Origin of the sequence: Pseudomonas sp. St290, from assembly GCF_018325805.1 — a bacterium.
GTDB lineage: Bacteria > Pseudomonadota > Gammaproteobacteria > Pseudomonadales > Pseudomonadaceae > Aquipseudomonas > Aquipseudomonas bijieensis.
Map to the genome: position 1 here is coordinate 5,491,227 of NZ_AP014703.1, position 16,319 is coordinate 5,507,545.

A 16,319-nucleotide genomic window follows, 5' to 3' on the forward strand; every position below is an offset into this window, starting at 1 on the left:
ACAATGCCCGCCACTTTTTTGAACCCATCCCCGAATCGACCCGCCCATGACTGCCCCCCGCACACCCAAACCTGCCCGCCAGAAGCCCAAGTCCGCCACTGAGGCCAAACCCGTGGCGCCACGGGAGAAGGCCAGCCTGCACCCACGTAACCGCCATCAGGGCCGCTATGACTTCCCGGCATTGATCAAGTCCACGCCTGAGTTGGCCAAGTTCGTGATCATCAACCCCTACGGCAAGGAAAGCATCGATTTCGCCAGCCCCGAAGCCGTGCGGGTGTTCAACCGGGCGCTGCTCAAATCCTTCTACGGCATCGCCCACTGGGATATCCCGGCCGACTACCTGTGCCCTCCGGTGCCAGGTCGTGCGGACTATGTGCACTTCCTCGCCGACTTGCTCGCCAGCCACAACGACGGTGAAATCCCCCGCGGAGCGGCAGTCAAGGTGCTGGACATCGGCACCGGCGCCAACTGCGTCTATCCGCTGATCGGCTACAGCGACTACCGCTGGCACTTCCTCGGTTCGGAGATCGACCCGACGGCCATCGCCTCGGCCAAGGCGATTATCCAGTCCAACGGGTTGAACAAGGCCATCCAGTTGCGCCAACAAACCAACCGCAAGCAGATCCTGCTGGGCTTACTGGAGGATGCCGAGCAGTTCGACCTGACCCTGTGCAACCCGCCGTTCCATGCGTCCCTGGAGGAAGCCACCAAGGGCAGCCAGCGCAAGTGGCGCGCGCTGGGCAAGGCCGATACGAAGCGCAAGCTGCCGGTGCTGAATTTCGGCGGTCAGGCCGCCGAGCTATGGTGTGAGGGTGGAGAAGCGCGGTTCGTGACGCAACTTATCAGCGAAAGCGCGCAGGTGGCCGGGCAAGTGCTGTGGTTCAGCACCCTGGTGTCGAAGGCGTCGAACCTGCCGGCGATTCAAGCCGCACTGAAAAAGGCCGGGGCGCTGCACAGCCAGGTGGTGGAGATGTCTCAGGGCCAGAAGCAGAGTCGTTTCGTGGCCTGGACCTTCCAGACCGAGGCACAGCAGCAAGCCTGGCGCCAGGCCCGCTGGGTGCGCAGGGACTGAGGGAGCTACCTTGCTCCCACAACTTTTTCCAAGGCAATAAAAAACCGTGCCCGGATCGCTCCGAGGCACGGTTTTTTTTACAGCGGTCTTACTTGTTGACCGCGTCGGTCAGGCCTTTGGCCACAACCAGCTTGATCACTTTCTTGGCAGCGATTTCGATGGCAGCGCCAGTCGAAGGGTTGCGGCCGGTACGGGCAGGACGCTCGGTGACTTTCAGCTTGCCAACGCCTGGCAGAGTGATTTCGCCGCCATTTTCCAGCTGATCGGCAACGACTTGGCCCAGTTGGTCCAGCAGAGCACGCACGGTAGCTTTTGGTGCGTCTACAGATTCAGCCAAATCAGCGATCAGTTGGTCTTTAGTAAGAGCCATGTAGTGTTCCTTCCCTATCAAATTCATATGGATTGCAGAGTGCAGTGTCAGCCATCGAGCCCGATCTCTCTTGATCAGGCACCCTCGGCAATCACCGCGACGGATCGGGGTAATAGATGCCGAAAACCGGGTTTGGTTCGACCTGACAGATGCTGAATGCACGCTTAACGCAGTGACTTCGCGTAAGACCGGGCAAAACTAGCACAACGCCTCTGAAATATCCGCCTCTAGCTACCCATTTGGTCAGCTTTCTTGCGCTAAAACGTTAAAAAAATGCATATAGGGCGTCGGACGGGGCTGAAAGGGCCTTTGCTGGGTTGCAAAACCAGTGATTGCGGTACACTGGGCCCTTTTTCGGGGAGCGCGCCCTCCTCTCTTTCATCAGCCGAGAAATCCATGCCGATCCGTCATTGCATCGTCCACCTGATCGACAAAAAACCCGACGGCACCCCTGCCGTGCTCCATGCCCGCGACTCCGAACTGGCAGAGTCCACGGCCATCGAGAACATGCTCGCCGACCTCAACGAGAGCTATAACGCCAAGCAAGGCAAGGCCTGGGGCTTTTTCCATGCCGAGTCCGGGGCGCATCCGTTCAGCGGCTGGCTGAAGGAGTACCTGGACGGCGGCAAGGATTTCACCGCGTTCAGTCGCGTGGCGGTGGAACACCTGCAAAAGCTGATGGAAGAGTCCAACCTGTCCGTAGGCGGCCACGTGCTGTTCGCTCATTACCAGCAAGGCATGACCGACTACCTGGCCATCGCCCTGCTGCACCACAGCGAAGGCGTGGCCGTGACCGATGAACTGGACGTGACCCCGTCCCGTCACCTGGACCTGGGCCAATTGCACCTGGCGGCGCGGATCAACGTGTCGGAATGGCAGAACAACAAACAATCCAAGCAGTACATCTCGTTCATCAAGGGCAAGAACGGCAAGAAGGTTTCGGAGTACTTCCGCGACTTCATCGGCTGCCAGGAAGGCGTCGACGGCCCCGGCGAGACCCGCACCCTGCTCAAGGCCTTCAGTGACTTCGTCGAAAGCGAAGACCTGCCGGAAGACGATGCCCGGGAAAAAACCAAGACCCTGGTGGATTACGCCAGCAGCCAGGCCAAGCTCGGCGAGCCGATGGGCCTGGAAGAACTGTCCGAGCTGATCGATGAAGATCGCCCGAAAGCCTTCTACGATCACATCCGCAACAAGGACTACGGGTTGTCGCCGGAAATCCCGGCGGATAAACGTACCCTCAACCAGTTCCGCCGCTTCACCGGCCGCGCCGAAGGTTTGTCCATCAGCTTCGAGGCGCACTTGCTGGGCTCCAAGATCGAATATGACGAAGAGGCCGGCACGTTGATCATCAAGGGGCTGCCCACATCGCTGACCGACCAGCTCAAGCGCCGCAACTGATGCTCGGTGGGGTGCTGAAGAAGTTTCTGCTGATTTTGCTGGTGGTGGTGGCGTACCAGAACTGGGGCAAGATCGAACGGGTGTTCAATCCCTCGCAGATGGTTTCCGAGCAGATTCGCAGCAACGCCCGCGTCGCGCTGTACGCCACTGATTGGTGCGGCTACTGCAAGGCCACCCGACGGTTCCTGGATGAGAAAGGCGTGCCGTTTCGCGAGTTTGACATCGAGAAGGACGCCGAGGCGCGCAAGGCCTATGAGGCACTGGGTGGCCGGGGGATTCCGATCCTCGATGTGAATGGCACGTTGATTCGTGGGTTTGAGCCGGAGAATATTCTCAAGGCGTTGTCCGCGACATAGGGTTGTTCGCTAACGGCGATGTTGGATCTGATGTCCTCATCGCGAGCAGGCTCGCTCCCACAGTGGAGTTGTGGTGGCCACAGGATTCGTGTCCGCCGTGAATCATTGTGGGAGCGAGCCTGCTCGCGATAGCGACGGCACATTCAATAGCGATGTTGACTGTCACACCGCCATCGCGAGCAGGCTCGCTCCCACAGGGTCATTGGTCGTTCATCGAGGCTCGATTCGAAACCCGAACCGCGGAAAGTGCACATGCACCACCCCGCCACGCGCGTCTTCACGACGCAGGATCAGTTCTTCGCGACCGGCAAACAGCAACTCCCCGACCACGGGATCGACGCCGTAGTCAGTCGCAGCGATGCTCACTTGTTGGCCCGGCGCAAACCCGTTCGGCTCTTCGAACACCTCATCCGGCAGCGCTGCCGGTGTGGCATTGCGGGCAATTTCCAGGGCTTCTTCGGAACTCATCTCGTTCGGCGCGCCGTGGCCGAAACCCAGCACCCGCGCCAACCAGGCCGATACCGCCGGATAAGCGTCCACCAGCGGCGAAGTCACAGGCGTACCCTTGAGAAACCACAGAGGATGGGCCATGGCGAAGTCGGCAATCGAGGGATCTCCCAACAGGAAGTCGCCTTCCTCGCGCTGCAACTGTTGCTCAAGGCGCGCCATGATCGTCGGCCACTGGTGCTTGGCCTGGTCAGCGGGCAAGCGCGTGGTCGTGCCGCCACTGAACAGCCCGGCGCGGTCGCTGATGAACGCCTTGATAGCTTCAGGCGACAGCTTGGCGAAACGCACCGCCACCGATTCAGGCTGGAACACCAGACTCACGGCATGCTGGAACACCACCGAATCGGCCCAGGCAGCAAAGGACGCGGCCAGCATTTCCCGGCCTTCGGGGAACAGGGCCGGCGAGGCTTTTTCCTGCTCCAGCCGACGAGCGATCAGGGACGTATCGCAATAGATGTCCGCGCCAATCTGCAATACCGGGGTCTTGCGGTAGCCGCCTGTCAGCGACGTCAGGTCAGGCTTGGGCATCATTGGCGGGATGCTCACCGAACGCCAGGACAGGCCCTTGAAGCCCAGCAACAGCCGGGCCTTTTCCGCGAAAGGAGACGTCGGGTAATGATGAAGGATCAGCTCTGACATGGGATTCGCCACTGCAGGAATGAAGTCTTGCAGCTTAGCGCGCCTGACCGGAGCAGCCTACCGGCCTGATAAAGGCCTATCAGTCCGGCTGATGAAGCGGCAGCGCACTGGCCACCAGGCATTCCTTGGCGCTTTTCTTGAGCTTCTTGATCAACCGCTCCTGGCGCAGGGCCTCGCCCTTGTCGCGACAAGCCTCGGTATACACCAGGGCCACCGCCGGACTGGAAAGGAAGAAGCGCGCCCCCTTGCCGCTTTGATGCTTGGCGAAACGCCGCACCGGGTCATCGCTGATGCCGCAGTACAGCGAGCCGTTGGCGGCCCGCACCAGGTAGACGAACCAGGGTTTGTCCGGTTCGGCCGGGCCTTGTGCAGACAGATCGGGAGATGGGGTGGCGTTCGTCACAAAGATGTTCAACAGGTCGGCACAGACAAGCCGAGATCTTATCAGCGACTGGCCTGGAACGCCCGCAACCCCTTGAGCGCCTGGGCCCTGACGGCGTTGCGCACCAGCGGTGTCCAGCCCAACAACAGGCCCTTGGCGCCCAATGCCTGACGGGACCAACGCCACAGATCAAAGTTGTCGTGGTGCTCGCAGATCTTGCCGTCGCGAAAAACGAACCGCGCCTGGATGTCATTGATCACGACGTTACCCGTCTGGCTGAACAGGTAGGTCGCCACCCAATGCGCTCCGCCGGTACGCTCATCGCTACGCACGTTATCGAAGGTCAGGGAGAAGTCCTTGGCCCGGGTGGTGAGCATGCGCCACATGTCGCCGGCATCACGTCCGCGCAATTCACCAAACGCCGGATCGCTGAACACCACATCGTCGGTGTAGCAAGCACTCATCGCTTCGGCGTCCAGGCGCTGGAAGGCCTGGTAAAAGTGGGTGATCAAGGCGTTGTGGGCATCACTCATGGACAGGCTCCGAAATTCGCTTCAATAAACCTGCACGATAATCTGTCACAGCGGCGAAGACTATCGTCATTCGCCATGAAAATGACATCAACGAAGATCGGTGACTTTTTCGCTACTGACCCCCACGTACAACGCCCGGCCTGCGCCGATGCCCGCGATAATCGCACCCAGGCCAACCAGGCCGAAGATCCAGCCCAGTGCATTCCAACCGCCAGTCAAGTCGTGGACCACGCCCACCGCGAACGGTCCCAGCGACGCCAGCGTATAACCAAAGCCCTGGGCCATGCTGGACAGGTTGGCGGCCACGTGGGCGTCCCGCGAACGCAACACGATCAGCGTGAGCGCCAGGCTGAACGTCGCGCCCTGCCCCAAACCCAGCAGGATCGCCCAGCCCCACAACCCATCGAGCGGAGCGTAGAGGCAACCAAACAGCCCCCCCAGGGTCATGAGCATGACGATCACGATGGCCAGGCGCTGGTCTTTGCCACGCGTTGCCAGCCACGGAGCTGCGAGGGAACTGATCAATTGCACGATGACCGAACCGGACAGCACCAGCCCGGCCTGGGTCGGGGTCAGGCCACGTCCAATAAGAATTGAGGGCAGCCAACCAAAGACGATGTAGGCCAGGGACGATTGCAGCCCCATGTACAACGTGACTTGCCAAGCCAGGGGATCGCGCAGCAAGCCGCGGACCCGGTACGCCACTTGATGGGCACCGTGTTTCTCGCCCACTTGCGGCAACCAGAACACCGCGGCCAGCAGCGCCGGGACCACCCAGAACCCCAGGCCCAAGGCCCAGCTATGACCCAGGTGTTCGCTCAACGGCACTGTCGCCCCGGCCGCCATCGCCGCGCCCAGGCACAGCGCCATGGTGTAGACACCGGTCATGGCGCCGGCCTGCTTGGCGAAGTCGCGCTTGACGATGCCCGGCAGCAGCACGCCGATCACGCCGATACTCGCACCGGCCAGGATACTGCCGGCGAACAGCCCGACCTGACCGAACGCACTGCGCAGGACAATCCCACCCGCCAGCGTCAACAAGATTCCCAGCACCACGCGCTCGGCACCGAAGCGCCGTGCCAGCACCGGCGCCAGCGGCGCGAACAGGCCCAGGCAAAGCACAGGCAATGTGGTCAGCAAACCGGCTTGGGCAGCCGACAGGCCAAGGCTTCGTGACACTTCGCTGAGCAGCGGCGCCATGCTCGACAACGCCGGACGCAGATTCAGCGCTACCAGGATCAACCCCAGCAGCAACAACCAGGGACGACGCACCAACGGAGGACGCTGCTGGGCCTGCTCATCGTCGGCCTCGGCGTCGATCAACAGTTCTTCAAGTTCGGCGGCGCGTTTGGGCGCCGTCGAGGTGGCAGGGTCAAGCAGATCGCGGGACATGGAAAGCTCGGATTCAGGGTTCATTGATCAACTGGCGGCACAGGGACTTGGCCCGTTGCGGATCCTGTTGCTCGACGGCTTCAAGGATTTCGACGTGCAGGTCGAACACATGTTGATGGCGCGGGGTGATGTTGAGGCTCTGGCGCAACTGTGCACCGATGACGCTGGAAAAGTAGCGATAGAGCTCGCTCAACGCGGGGTTGTGCGCGGCATCCACCAGGAGGCGATGGAACACCAGGTCGCAGGCGATGTAGTGCTCCAGGTCGCCGTGGTAATGCTCACCGCTGTCTTGCAGCGCCTGGCGCAAGGCAATCAAGTCTTCATCGGTGCGTCGCAACGCGGCCAGGCCGATGGCCTCGACTTCCAGGATATGCCGGGTTTCCCGGGCCTGCTCCAGCGAACAGCGCGACAGCACCTTGAGGGTATCCAGCGGATCGACCACTGCCCGCACGTAGCTGCCGTCGCCCTGACGGATCTCGATCAACCCGGAAAACGCCAGCACGCGCATGGCTTCGCGCACGGTGTTGCGGCTGATACCCAGCTCGGCCACCAGCTCCGGCTCGGTAGGCAGGCGCTGGCCGACGGCCCACACGCCATCGCTGATGCGCCGACGCAATTGCTCCAGGGCCTGATCGACCAGGGAGCGCTTTATTAACGGAGAGCTATCTGACATTGGATTCGCCTTTTCATCCAATCATAGGATGAATTTTCTGACATGTTAGTCAGCTTCATGTAGGACGGCAACCGCCTAGGGTCAATGGGACGGAAAAGGAGCGAAATTTTCGATTAGCCAACATTACCCTTTAAGGGTAATTTTAAGGACAAGGCACACCGTTCCATGGAAAAGAACACACCCCATTACGCCTTGGTGGCGATACAGGCGGATGTCAGACGGCTTGAAGGGAAAGCTTTCACCAGCACTGCGAAGAACACTGCTCGAACACTTGGTTTAAACGTCTCGGACATGCAGCAGGTCATCCACAGGCTTGAGCGAAAACAGTTCTACAAATCGATGACCACCTATGACGATCATCGGGTCTGGCATGACGTCTACCACGCCAATTCACACGGTCTGCAGATTTACCTGAAGGTGACGTACCGCCCCAGCGGAGGCCCACCGGTAATTTCCTTCAAGGAGAAAAACTCATGAAACACCAGCAATGCTTCAGCTGTGGTGCCCCGGAGGGCATGTTGCATTTCGAAGGTCGCGGCGAAACCATGAGCGTCAAGGGACTGGAACGCCGGGTCGATGACTTGTCTGGCTGGGAATGTCAGATGTGCGGCGAAGTCGAGCTCGATTCAAGCTGCTCGGATCGCTACGACAACGCAGGTGATGAGCTGGTCAACGCGGCCAGGCGAATGATCGGCGAAGAGATCAAACGTGTCCGGCGCAAACTGCATCTATCGCAAAAGGAAGCGGTACTGCTGCTATCGGGCGGTGGACACAATGCGTTTTCCCGCTACGAGCGCGGCGAGGTAGTACCACCCAAGGCGTTGATCTTGCTGATGCGTCTGCTTGACCGTTACCCGCATTTGCTTGCAGATGCGCGAGCCCTGGCCGAAGACGCGGACTTGAGAGGTTTCAAGACGACGGTGCACAAGGAGCACGAAACCCTCACGGCTTCCTGAGCAGCCGAAGCAGAAAAAATGAACCCGGACAAGTCCGGGTTCATTTCGCTGCCTAAGGCTGGATCAATGCAGGATCTGGCTCAGGAACAGCTTGGTGCGGTCGTTCTGCGGGTTGTCGAAGAAGTCGTTCGGCGCGGCCTGTTCGACGATTTCACCCTTGTCCATGAAGATCACGCGGTTGGCCACGGTGCGGGCGAAGCCCATTTCGTGGGTCACGCAGAGCATGGTCATACCGTCTTCTGCCAGGCCGATCATGGTGTCCAGTACCTCTTTCACCATCTCCGGGTCGAGGGCCGAGGTCGGCTCGTCGAACAGCATGATTTTCGGCTTCATGCACAGGGCACGGGCAATGGCCACACGCTGTTGCTGACCGCCGGAGAGCTGGCCCGGGTACTTGTGCGCCTGCTCTGGAATGCGTACGCGCTCCAGGTAGTGCATGGCGATTTCCTCGGCTTTGCGCTTGGGCATCTTGCGTACCCACATTGGCGCCAGGGTGCAGTTCTGCAGGATGGTCAGGTGCGGGAACAGGTTGAAGTGCTGGAACACCATGCCGACTTCACGGCGGATCGCTTCGATCTGCTTGAGATCGTTGGTCAGTTCCACGCCGTCGACCACAATGCGACCCTGCTGGTGCTCTTCCAGGCGGTTGAGGCAGCGGATGGTGGTGGACTTGCCGGAGCCCGACGGGCCGCACAGCACGATACGCTCGCCCTGCTTGACGTTCAGGTTGATGTCTTTCAACACGTGGAACTGGCCGTACCACTTGTTTACGCCCTGCATCTGAATAATGCCTTCAGGGCTCACAGGCTGTTTGATCGCTTCACTCATGAGTCAACTCCTAACGCTTGTGGCCAGTGTCCAGCTTGCGTTCCAAATGCATGGAATAGCGGGACATACCAAAACAGAAAATCCAGAACACCAGGGCGGCGAACACATAGCCTTCAGTGGCCATGCCCAGCCATTTCGGGTCGGCGGCAGCTTGTTTCACGCTGTTGAGCAGGTCGAACAGGCCGATGATGATCACCAGGCTGGTGTCCTTGAACAACGCAATGAAGGTGTTGACGATACCCGGGATCACCAGCTTCAGGGCTTGCGGCAAAATCACCAGGCCCATGCTGCGCCAGTAGCCCAGGCCCATCGCCGCGGCCGCTTCGTATTGCCCCTTGGGAATGGCTTGCAGGCCACCACGCACCACTTCGGCAATGTAGGCCGACTGGAACAGGATCACCCCGATCAGCGCCCGCAGCAGCTTGTCGAAGTTCATGCCTTCGGGCAGGAACAGCGGCAGCATCACCGAGGACATGAACAGCACCGTGATCAACGGCACGCCGCGCCAGAACTCGATGAAGGTCACGCAGACCACACGAATCGCCGGCATGTTCGAGCGCCGGCCCAAGGCCAGGACAATACCCAGCGGCAGTGCGCCGACGATACCCACGGTGGCGATCACCAGGGTCAGCATCAGGCCGCCCCACTGGCTGGTCGCCACGGCGTCCAGGCCGAACACGCCACCGTGCAACAGGCACCAGGCAATGATCGGGTACAGCACCAGGAAGCTCAGGCCATAGATCGCCTTGCGCGGGAAGCGCGAGATGAACAGTGGTGCCACGCCGATGACCGCCAGCCACACGGTCAGGTCTACGCGCCAGCGCAGATCCGCCGGGTAGTAGCCGTACATGAACTGACCGAAACGCTGCTGGATGAACACCCAGCAGGCGCCTTCCTTGGTGCAGTCGGCGCGGGTAGTACCGACCCAGTTGGCATCGAGGATCGCCCACTGCAACAGCGGTGGAACGATCAGGTAGATCAGGTAGAACGCAAACAACGTCAGCAGCGTGTTGATCCAGCTGGAGAACATGTTGGCGCGCATCCACGCCACCACGCCGATGCTGCTGCCCGGCGGGGGCATGTCAGGTTTGAAAGTATGAGTCGTCATGCGCGTTTCCTCACCGCTCGATCAGCGCAATGCGCTTGTTGTACCAGTTCATCAGCAGGGAAATGCTGATACTGATCGCCAGGTACACACTCATGGTGATCGCGATCACCTCAATGGCCTGGCCGGTCTGGTTCAACACCGTGCCGGCAAACAGCGAAACCATTTCCGGGTAACCGATACCGGCGGCCAGGGACGAGTTTTTCGCCAGGTTCAGGTATTGGCTGGTCAACGGCGGAATGATCACGCGCAGGGCTTGCGGGATGATCACCTTGCGCAAGGTCGGACCGTTGCGCAGCCCCAGGGAACGGGCCGCTTCGGTCTGGCCGTGGCTGACCGACTTGATGCCCGAACGCACGATCTCGGCGATGAACGCCGCGGTGTACACGGTCAAGGCCAGAGTCAAGGCCAGCAGTTCGGGAATCAGTACCCAACCGCCGACGAAGTTGAAGCCCTTGAGCTCCGGCATTTCCCAATGCACCGGCGCACCAAAGAGCAGCGCGCTCAAGGCCGGGATCACCAGGAACAACGCCAGGCCGACCCAGAATTTATGGAACGGCTCACCGGTCGCCTCGAAACGCTTGTTGGCCCAGCGAGTCATCAGCACGATGGCGACAATCGCCAGTACGATGCTGATCACAAACGGCCAGAACCCTTCGGCCACTAGCGCGGCGGGCATGTTCAGGCCCCGGCTGCTGACGAAGAAGGTGTCGCCGAAGTTATGGGCGGCCCGCGGTCCCGGCATGCTCAGGAACACGGCAAAGTACCAGAACAGGATTTGCAGCAGCGGCGGGATGTTGCGGAAAACCTCCACATAAACGGTCGCCAGCTTGGCGATGATCCAGTTCGGCGACAGCCGCGCCACGCCGATGATGAAGCCGAGGATGGTCGCCAGGATCACGCCGATGAACGTCACCAGCAGCGTGTTGAGCAAGCCGATGACAAAGACACGGGCATAGCTGTCCGCTTCGGTGTAGTCGATCAGGTGTTGGGCAATGCCGAACCCGGCACTGCGTTCCAGGAAGCCGAAACCGGAGGTGATGCCCCGGTGCGCGAGGTTGGTCTGCGTGTTATCGAACAGAAACCAGCCCAGCGAAATAACCGCCACGACCGTGACGATCTGAAATACCCACGCACGCACTCGTGGATCGCTGAGGCTGAGCCTCTGCTTAGGTGCGCCGATTGAATTTTGCATGAAGTGCCCCGCAAAGAATGGAACAGAACATCACCCGGTGGTTGGCCCACCGGGTGATAGAACCATCAGCGCACTGGTGGTGCGTATTGAATGCCGCCAGCGTTCCACAGAGCGTTCAGGCCGCGGTCGATTTCCAGCGGAGTGCTCTTGCCGAGGTTGCGCTCGAACATTTCACCGTAGTTGCCGACTTGCTTGACGATCTGCACGACCCAGTCTTTCGGCAGTTTCAGGTCCTTGCCGTACTCACCGTCGGCGCCCAGCATACGAGCGACGTCAGGGTTCTTGGTGGACTTGGCTTCAGCTTCGACGTTTTTCGAAGTTACGCCGGCTTCTTCCGCGTTGAGCAGGGCGTAGCCAGTCCAGCGCACGATGGCCAGCCACTCGTCGTCACCGTTACGTACGACCGGGCCCAGGGGTTCCTTGGAAATGGTTTCCGGCAGAACCACGTAGTCCTTCGGCGAAGCCAGCTTGCTGCGCTGGGCGAACAGCTGGGACTTGTCGGAGGTCAGCACGTCGCAACGACCGGATTCCAGCGACTTGGCGCTTTCATCGGAGGTGTCGAACGTGATCGGGGTGTACTTCAGGCCGTTGGCGCGGAAGTAGTCGGAAACGTTCAGCTCGGTGGTGGTACCGGCCTGGATGCAGATAGTTGCACCGTCCAGTTCCTTGGCGCTCTTGACGCCCAGCTTGTTGTTGGCCAGGAAGCCGATGCCATCGTAGTAGGTGATGAAGCCTGGGAATTTCAGGCCCATGCCCGCGTCACGGGAACTGGTCATGGTGGAGTTGCGCGAGAGCATGTCGATTTCGCCCGATTGCAGCGCGGTGAAGCGCTCCTTGGCGTTCAACTGGCTGAACTTGACCTTGGTCGCATCGCCAAATACCGCAGCGGCAACGGCGCGGCAGAAGTCAGCGTCGATACCAACGATCTTGCCGGTCGAATCAGGCACCGAGAAACCCGGCAGGCCATCACTCACACCGCACTGCACAAAGCCTTTCTTCTGCACGGCATCCAGGGTTGCACCCGCCTGAGCGAACCCGCTGACACCGAGCACAGCTGCGGCAGTCACGACAGCCAGGGTGGATTTCAGTAACTTCATTCAAACCTCCAGTTTTGCTCTTGTTGTGTCGGAGCTTGGGTCCTGTCGCACCCTTTTGAGGCATTGCCGACCCTTGTTGGCTTTTTTTAGGGTCAACCGACGTCTGGACCTTCGCTATGAGTCTATTAATGAGAACGTCCACAATCAGTGTTCATGCCCACTTCTCACCAATCGGCCGAACGGGCTGTAGCCCTTCACGTTCGCGAAGCCCCGTAGCGGCTATTGGCGAACATCCATCACCGGATTTCCGATATCCCATGCGGCGCGTCTAACTGATAGTGTTACCGCGTAGCGTGAGAATCATCACTCAGCTACCCCATAGCAAAGCCCGTACCAGACCGCTGCGCTTAGCCCTTGTAAAACACGTCAAGACAAAAACTTTCAACTTTGCGACATCTAATTAACTGAGGCACCGGGAACGCACTGTAATCACGCACTGATTAAGCGCACCCGCACAGATTTGGAGCACAGCCATGTCCGACCCCTTGATTCTCGAGCCCAGCAGCACTGCCGACGCGTGCGTAATCTGGCTCCACGGCCTGGGCGCCGATCGTTTTGATTTCCTGCCGGTTGCCGAAATGCTGCAGCAAAAACTGCTCACCACACGTTTCGTTCTGCCCCAGGCCCCGACCCAACCAGTAACGATCAACGGCGGCTATGAGATGCCCAGTTGGTACGACATCCGAGCCCTGAGCCCGGCGCGGGCCATTGACGAGCAGCAACTCGAAGCCTCGGCACAACGGGTCATTGACTTGATCGACAGCCAGCGAGCCAGCGGAATAGACGCCTCGCGGATTTTCCTGGCGGGTTTCTCCCAGGGCGGCGCGGTGGTCTATCACACCGCCTTCGTGAAATGGGAAGGCCCACTGGGCGGCGTGATCGCGCTGTCTACTTATGCACCGACCTTCAGCGACGAGCTGCAATTGTCGGCCAGCCAGCAACGCATTCCGGTCCTGGCGCTGCACGGGCAATACGACGAAGTGGTACTCAACCCGATGGGCCGCACCGCGAAAGAGTATTTAAAGCAGCATGGTGTCACCGTGACATGGCAGGAATACCCAATGGGCCACGAAGTGTTACCCGAGGAGATCCGCGACATCGGCACCTGGCTGGCCGAGCGGTTGCGCTGAAGGCCTGATTGCCAGGTCAACGCATTGATCATCACACTACGCCGCGCCCGTTTCTTGCATTACACTGGCCGGCGTACATTCCTTAACCAATCGATGAGATGACCGTGCTCAAAGCACTCAAGAAGATGTTCGGTAAAAGCGAGGCCGAGCAACTCGCGCCTGGCTCCACTGCGCCGACCCAAGGCCCGAGCCGTACCGATGCGCAACAACCGCGCCGCGCCGCCCCTGTTGCACAGGCCAAAAAAGAGCCCGCCGCCCAACCTGTCAGCGCCCCTGAACCGGAAAAACCACGTAGCGAAGCCCCCAAGCCACGCCGCGAACGCGCACCAAAACCGCCGGTCGTCGCCTGGAAACTCGAAGACTTCGTCGTAGAACCCCAGGAAGGCAAGACCCGCTTCCACGATTTCAAGCTTGCCCCGGAACTGATGCATGCCATCCAGGACCTGGGCTTCCCGTACTGCACGCCGATCCAGGCGCAAGTGCTCGGCTACACCCTCGCCGGCAAAGACGCCATCGGCCGCGCCCAGACCGGCACCGGCAAGACCGCCGCGTTCCTGATCTCCATCATCACCCAACTGCTCCAGACCCCACCGCCCAAGGAACGCTACATGGGCGAGCCACGGGCGCTGATCATCGCCCCGACCCGCGAGCTGGTGGTGCAGATCGCCAAGGACGCCGCCGACCTGACCAAGTACACCGGCCTGAACGTCATGACGTTCGTGGGCGGCATGGACTTCGACAAACAGCTCAAGCACCTCGAAGCCCGCCACTGCGACATCCTGGTCGCCACGCCGGGCCGCCTGCTGGACTTCAACCAGCGCGGCGACGTGCATCTGGACATGGTCGAAGTGATGGTGCTGGACGAAGCCGACCGCATGCTCGACATGGGCTTCATTCCCCAAGTGCGCCAGATCATTCGCCAGACCCCACCGAAAAGCGAACGCCAGACCCTGCTGTTTTCCGCCACCTTCACCGAAGATGTGATGAACCTGGCCAAGCAGTGGACCACCGACCCGGCCATCGTCGAGATCGAAGCCGAGAACGTCGCCAGCGAAAACGTCGAGCAACACATCTACGCCGTCGCCGGGGCCGACAAGTACAAGCTGCTCTACAACCTGGTCAACGACAATGGCTGGGAACGGGTGATGGTCTTCGCCAACCGCAAGGACGAAGTACGCCGCATCGAAGAACGCCTGGTGCGCGATGGCGTCAACGCCGCGCAACTGTCGGGCGATGTGCCGCAGCACAAGCGTATCAAGACACTGGAAGGTTTCCGCGAGGGCAAGATTCGTGTGCTGGTGGCTACTGACGTGGCAGGCCGTGGGATTCACATCGACGGGATCAGCCATGTGATCAACTTCACCCTGCCGGAAGTGCCGGATGACTATGTGCACCGGATCGGGCGTACTGGACGTGCCGGGGCTGCGGGTGTATCGATCAGCTTCGCGGGGGAGGATGATTCTTATCAGTTGCCGTCGATCGAGGCGTTGTTGGGTCGCAAGATCAGTTGTGAAATGCCACCGACCCACCTGTTGCGGCCGGTAGAGCGCAAGCGACCTTAGCATCGAGACGGACGCAGAGCGTCCATTGAGGCATTCCCACGCAGAGCTTGGGAACGATCAGCGCAGCCAAGACAGGCTGCGCTTTTTTTTGCCCGGGATATTGCTCGATAAAACTAAAAGTCCATAATAGACAAATTAGTTTACAAAAGCACTCCGGAGGCCCCATGCCCAGCACGCCCTATGTGATGACTCAAGCCCAGGCCCAAGAACTGCTCGGGCAAGTCGATGTACCGCAGATCCTGCGCAAGCTGTTCCGCGATCTCGCCGTCGGGCAAGCGGTGCAGCCGCCCCAGCAACTGGTGGTGTTTCCCCAGGGTGCCGGGGACTTCATCAACTACCTGGGCGTGCTGGCCGAAAAGCAGGTCTACGGGGTCAAGACCTCGCCCTATATCGTGCGCGAGCAAGGCCCATTGGTAACCGCGTGGACCTTGTTGATGTCGATGCAGACCGGCCAGCCGCTGCTGCTGTGCGACGCCGCCGAGTTGACCACCGCTCGCACCGCCGCCACCACGGCTGTCGCCGTCGATGCCCTCGCTCCTCCCAGGGCCAGGCGTCTGGCGGTCATCGGTAGCGGTGCGGTGGCCCGGGCCCACGTGCAATACGTCAAGGACCTGCGGGACTGGCAAGGCATCAGTCTCTATTCACCGAGCCTGAAAGGCAAAACGGCACAAGAGCTCGCGCCGATCACCAAGCTGGACCCACGCCTGCACATCGCTGACAGCCTCGAAGCGGCGCTGCATGACGCCGACGTGGTGATGCTCTGCACCTCGTCCGCCAAGGCAGTACTCGACCCACAGACCCTGAGCAAACCGGCACTGATCACCTCCATCAGCACCAACGCTCCGCGCGCCCACGAAGTGCCGCCGCAGAGCCTCAACGATATGGATGTGTTCTGCGATTATCGTCAGACCACCCCAGGTTCAGCCGGTGAAATGCTGATAGCCAGCGAACAGTTCGGCTGGGATGTTTCGAAAATCGTCGGCGACTTGCCCGAACTGCTCAGCGACTACGTGGCCCGTCCCGATTATCAACGCCACGTGTTCTTCCGTTCCATTGGTCTGGGGTTGGAAGACGTTGCGTTGGCGAATGCGCTTTACCGACTTCACAACTGACACCCCCCA

The 16,319-nt window shown here is 60.3% G+C and carries 18 protein-coding genes; 8 read left to right on the forward strand and 10 right to left on the reverse strand.

The genetic code is table 11. The features are described from left to right. Window positions 1-46: 46 nt before the first annotated feature. Window positions 47-1,072 carry a 23S rRNA (adenine(1618)-N(6))-methyltransferase RlmF gene (gene rlmF / locus PBDP_RS23940; protein ID WP_212801413.1) on the forward strand — a complete coding sequence of 342 codons (1,026 nt, stop codon included), beginning with the start codon at window positions 47-49 and terminating at the stop codon, window positions 1,070-1,072. An 88-nt stretch (window positions 1,073-1,160) separates the two neighbouring features. On the opposite strand, the gene PBDP_RS23945 is transcribed toward rlmF, so the two are convergent. Continuing rightward, window positions 1,161-1,442 carry an HU family DNA-binding protein gene (locus PBDP_RS23945; RefSeq protein ID WP_058544106.1) on the reverse strand — a complete coding sequence of 94 codons (282 nt, stop codon included), beginning with the start codon at window positions 1,440-1,442 and terminating at the stop codon, window positions 1,161-1,163. Window positions 1,443-1,838: 396 nt separating this feature from the next. Here PBDP_RS23945 and yejK point away from each other — a divergent pair, with 396 nt between their 5' ends. Then, window positions 1,839-2,843, forward strand: a complete 1,005-nt coding sequence (yejK, locus tag PBDP_RS23950) for a nucleoid-associated protein YejK (RefSeq protein ID WP_014340016.1) — start codon at window positions 1,839-1,841, stop codon at window positions 2,841-2,843. Next, window positions 2,843-3,199 (forward strand): glutaredoxin family protein, encoded by a 357-nt coding sequence (locus PBDP_RS23955; protein ID WP_212801414.1) that lies wholly within the window; start codon window positions 2,843-2,845, stop codon window positions 3,197-3,199. Before yejK ends, PBDP_RS23955 begins: the two co-directional genes overlap by 1 nt. A 210-nt stretch (window positions 3,200-3,409) precedes the next feature. On the opposite strand, the gene PBDP_RS23960 is transcribed toward PBDP_RS23955, so the two are convergent. The 5 genes from PBDP_RS23960 to PBDP_RS23980 all read right to left on the reverse strand — a co-directional run bounded on the left by PBDP_RS23960 (window position 3,410) and on the right by PBDP_RS23980 (window position 7,325). Continuing rightward, window positions 3,410-4,345: a glutathione S-transferase family protein gene (locus PBDP_RS23960; protein ID WP_116833388.1), complete on the reverse strand. Its 936-nt coding sequence runs from the start codon at window positions 4,343-4,345 to the stop codon at window positions 3,410-3,412. 79 nt (window positions 4,346-4,424) lie between these two features. Next, window positions 4,425-4,748 carry a GIY-YIG nuclease family protein gene (locus PBDP_RS23965; protein WP_212801415.1) on the reverse strand — a complete coding sequence of 108 codons (324 nt, stop codon included), beginning with the start codon at window positions 4,746-4,748 and terminating at the stop codon, window positions 4,425-4,427. Between the two features lie 41 nt (window positions 4,749-4,789). After that, window positions 4,790-5,260 carry a nuclear transport factor 2 family protein gene (locus PBDP_RS23970; RefSeq protein WP_109754766.1) on the reverse strand — a complete coding sequence of 157 codons (471 nt, stop codon included), beginning with the start codon at window positions 5,258-5,260 and terminating at the stop codon, window positions 4,790-4,792. Between the two features lie 87 nt (window positions 5,261-5,347). Further along, window positions 5,348-6,676 (reverse strand): CynX/NimT family MFS transporter, encoded by a 1,329-nt coding sequence (locus tag PBDP_RS23975; protein WP_109754767.1) that lies wholly within the window; start codon window positions 6,674-6,676, stop codon window positions 5,348-5,350. Next, window positions 6,666-7,325, reverse strand: a complete 660-nt coding sequence (locus tag PBDP_RS23980) for a FadR/GntR family transcriptional regulator (protein ID WP_109754768.1) — start codon at window positions 7,323-7,325, stop codon at window positions 6,666-6,668. Before PBDP_RS23980 ends, PBDP_RS23975 begins: the two co-directional genes overlap by 11 nt. A gap of 165 nt (window positions 7,326-7,490) precedes the next feature. On the opposite strand from PBDP_RS23980, the gene PBDP_RS23985 reads away from it, so the two are divergent. Next, entirely contained in the window at window positions 7,491-7,802 is a 312-nt protein-coding gene (locus PBDP_RS23985) for a type II toxin-antitoxin system MqsR family toxin (RefSeq protein WP_212801416.1), read from the forward strand. Continuing rightward, window positions 7,799-8,281 carry a type II toxin-antitoxin system MqsA family antitoxin gene (locus tag PBDP_RS23990; RefSeq protein ID WP_212801417.1) on the forward strand — a complete coding sequence of 161 codons (483 nt, stop codon included), beginning with the start codon at window positions 7,799-7,801 and terminating at the stop codon, window positions 8,279-8,281. The genes PBDP_RS23985 and PBDP_RS23990 overlap by 4 nt, the downstream gene beginning before the upstream one ends. Before the next feature lie 63 nt (window positions 8,282-8,344). Here PBDP_RS23990 and PBDP_RS23995 read toward each other — a convergent pair whose 3' ends face one another. The 4 genes from PBDP_RS23995 to PBDP_RS24010 all read right to left on the reverse strand — a co-directional run bounded on the left by PBDP_RS23995 (window position 8,345) and on the right by PBDP_RS24010 (window position 12,506). Then, window positions 8,345-9,109, reverse strand: a complete 765-nt coding sequence (locus PBDP_RS23995) for an amino acid ABC transporter ATP-binding protein (RefSeq protein ID WP_003178331.1) — start codon at window positions 9,107-9,109, stop codon at window positions 8,345-8,347. Between the two features lie 10 nt (window positions 9,110-9,119). After that, window positions 9,120-10,217 carry an amino acid ABC transporter permease gene (locus PBDP_RS24000; protein WP_109754771.1) on the reverse strand — a complete coding sequence of 366 codons (1,098 nt, stop codon included), beginning with the start codon at window positions 10,215-10,217 and terminating at the stop codon, window positions 9,120-9,122. Window positions 10,218-10,227: 10 nt separating this feature from the next. Continuing rightward, window positions 10,228-11,409 carry an amino acid ABC transporter permease gene (locus tag PBDP_RS24005; protein WP_109754772.1) on the reverse strand — a complete coding sequence of 394 codons (1,182 nt, stop codon included), beginning with the start codon at window positions 11,407-11,409 and terminating at the stop codon, window positions 10,228-10,230. A 65-nt stretch (window positions 11,410-11,474) separates the two neighbouring features. Then, window positions 11,475-12,506 carry an amino acid ABC transporter substrate-binding protein gene (locus PBDP_RS24010; protein WP_060740792.1) on the reverse strand — a complete coding sequence of 344 codons (1,032 nt, stop codon included), beginning with the start codon at window positions 12,504-12,506 and terminating at the stop codon, window positions 11,475-11,477. A gap of 473 nt (window positions 12,507-12,979) precedes the next feature. On the opposite strand from PBDP_RS24010, the gene PBDP_RS24015 reads away from it, so the two are divergent. From PBDP_RS24015 to PBDP_RS24025, 3 genes are all read left to right on the forward strand, one after another. Next, window positions 12,980-13,636 (forward strand): alpha/beta hydrolase, encoded by a 657-nt coding sequence (locus tag PBDP_RS24015; RefSeq protein ID WP_109754773.1) that lies wholly within the window; start codon window positions 12,980-12,982, stop codon window positions 13,634-13,636. A 98-nt stretch (window positions 13,637-13,734) separates the two neighbouring features. Further along, window positions 13,735-15,198, forward strand: coding sequence for an ATP-dependent RNA helicase RhlB (rhlB, locus tag PBDP_RS24020; protein WP_109754774.1), 1,464 nt, complete (start codon window positions 13,735-13,737; stop codon window positions 15,196-15,198). A gap of 164 nt (window positions 15,199-15,362) precedes the next feature. After that, the gene (locus PBDP_RS24025) at window positions 15,363-16,310 is read left to right on the forward strand and encodes an ornithine cyclodeaminase family protein (protein WP_212801418.1); all 948 of its coding nucleotides are present in this window, start codon (window positions 15,363-15,365) and stop codon (window positions 16,308-16,310) included. Window positions 16,311-16,319: the final 9 nt, after the last annotated feature.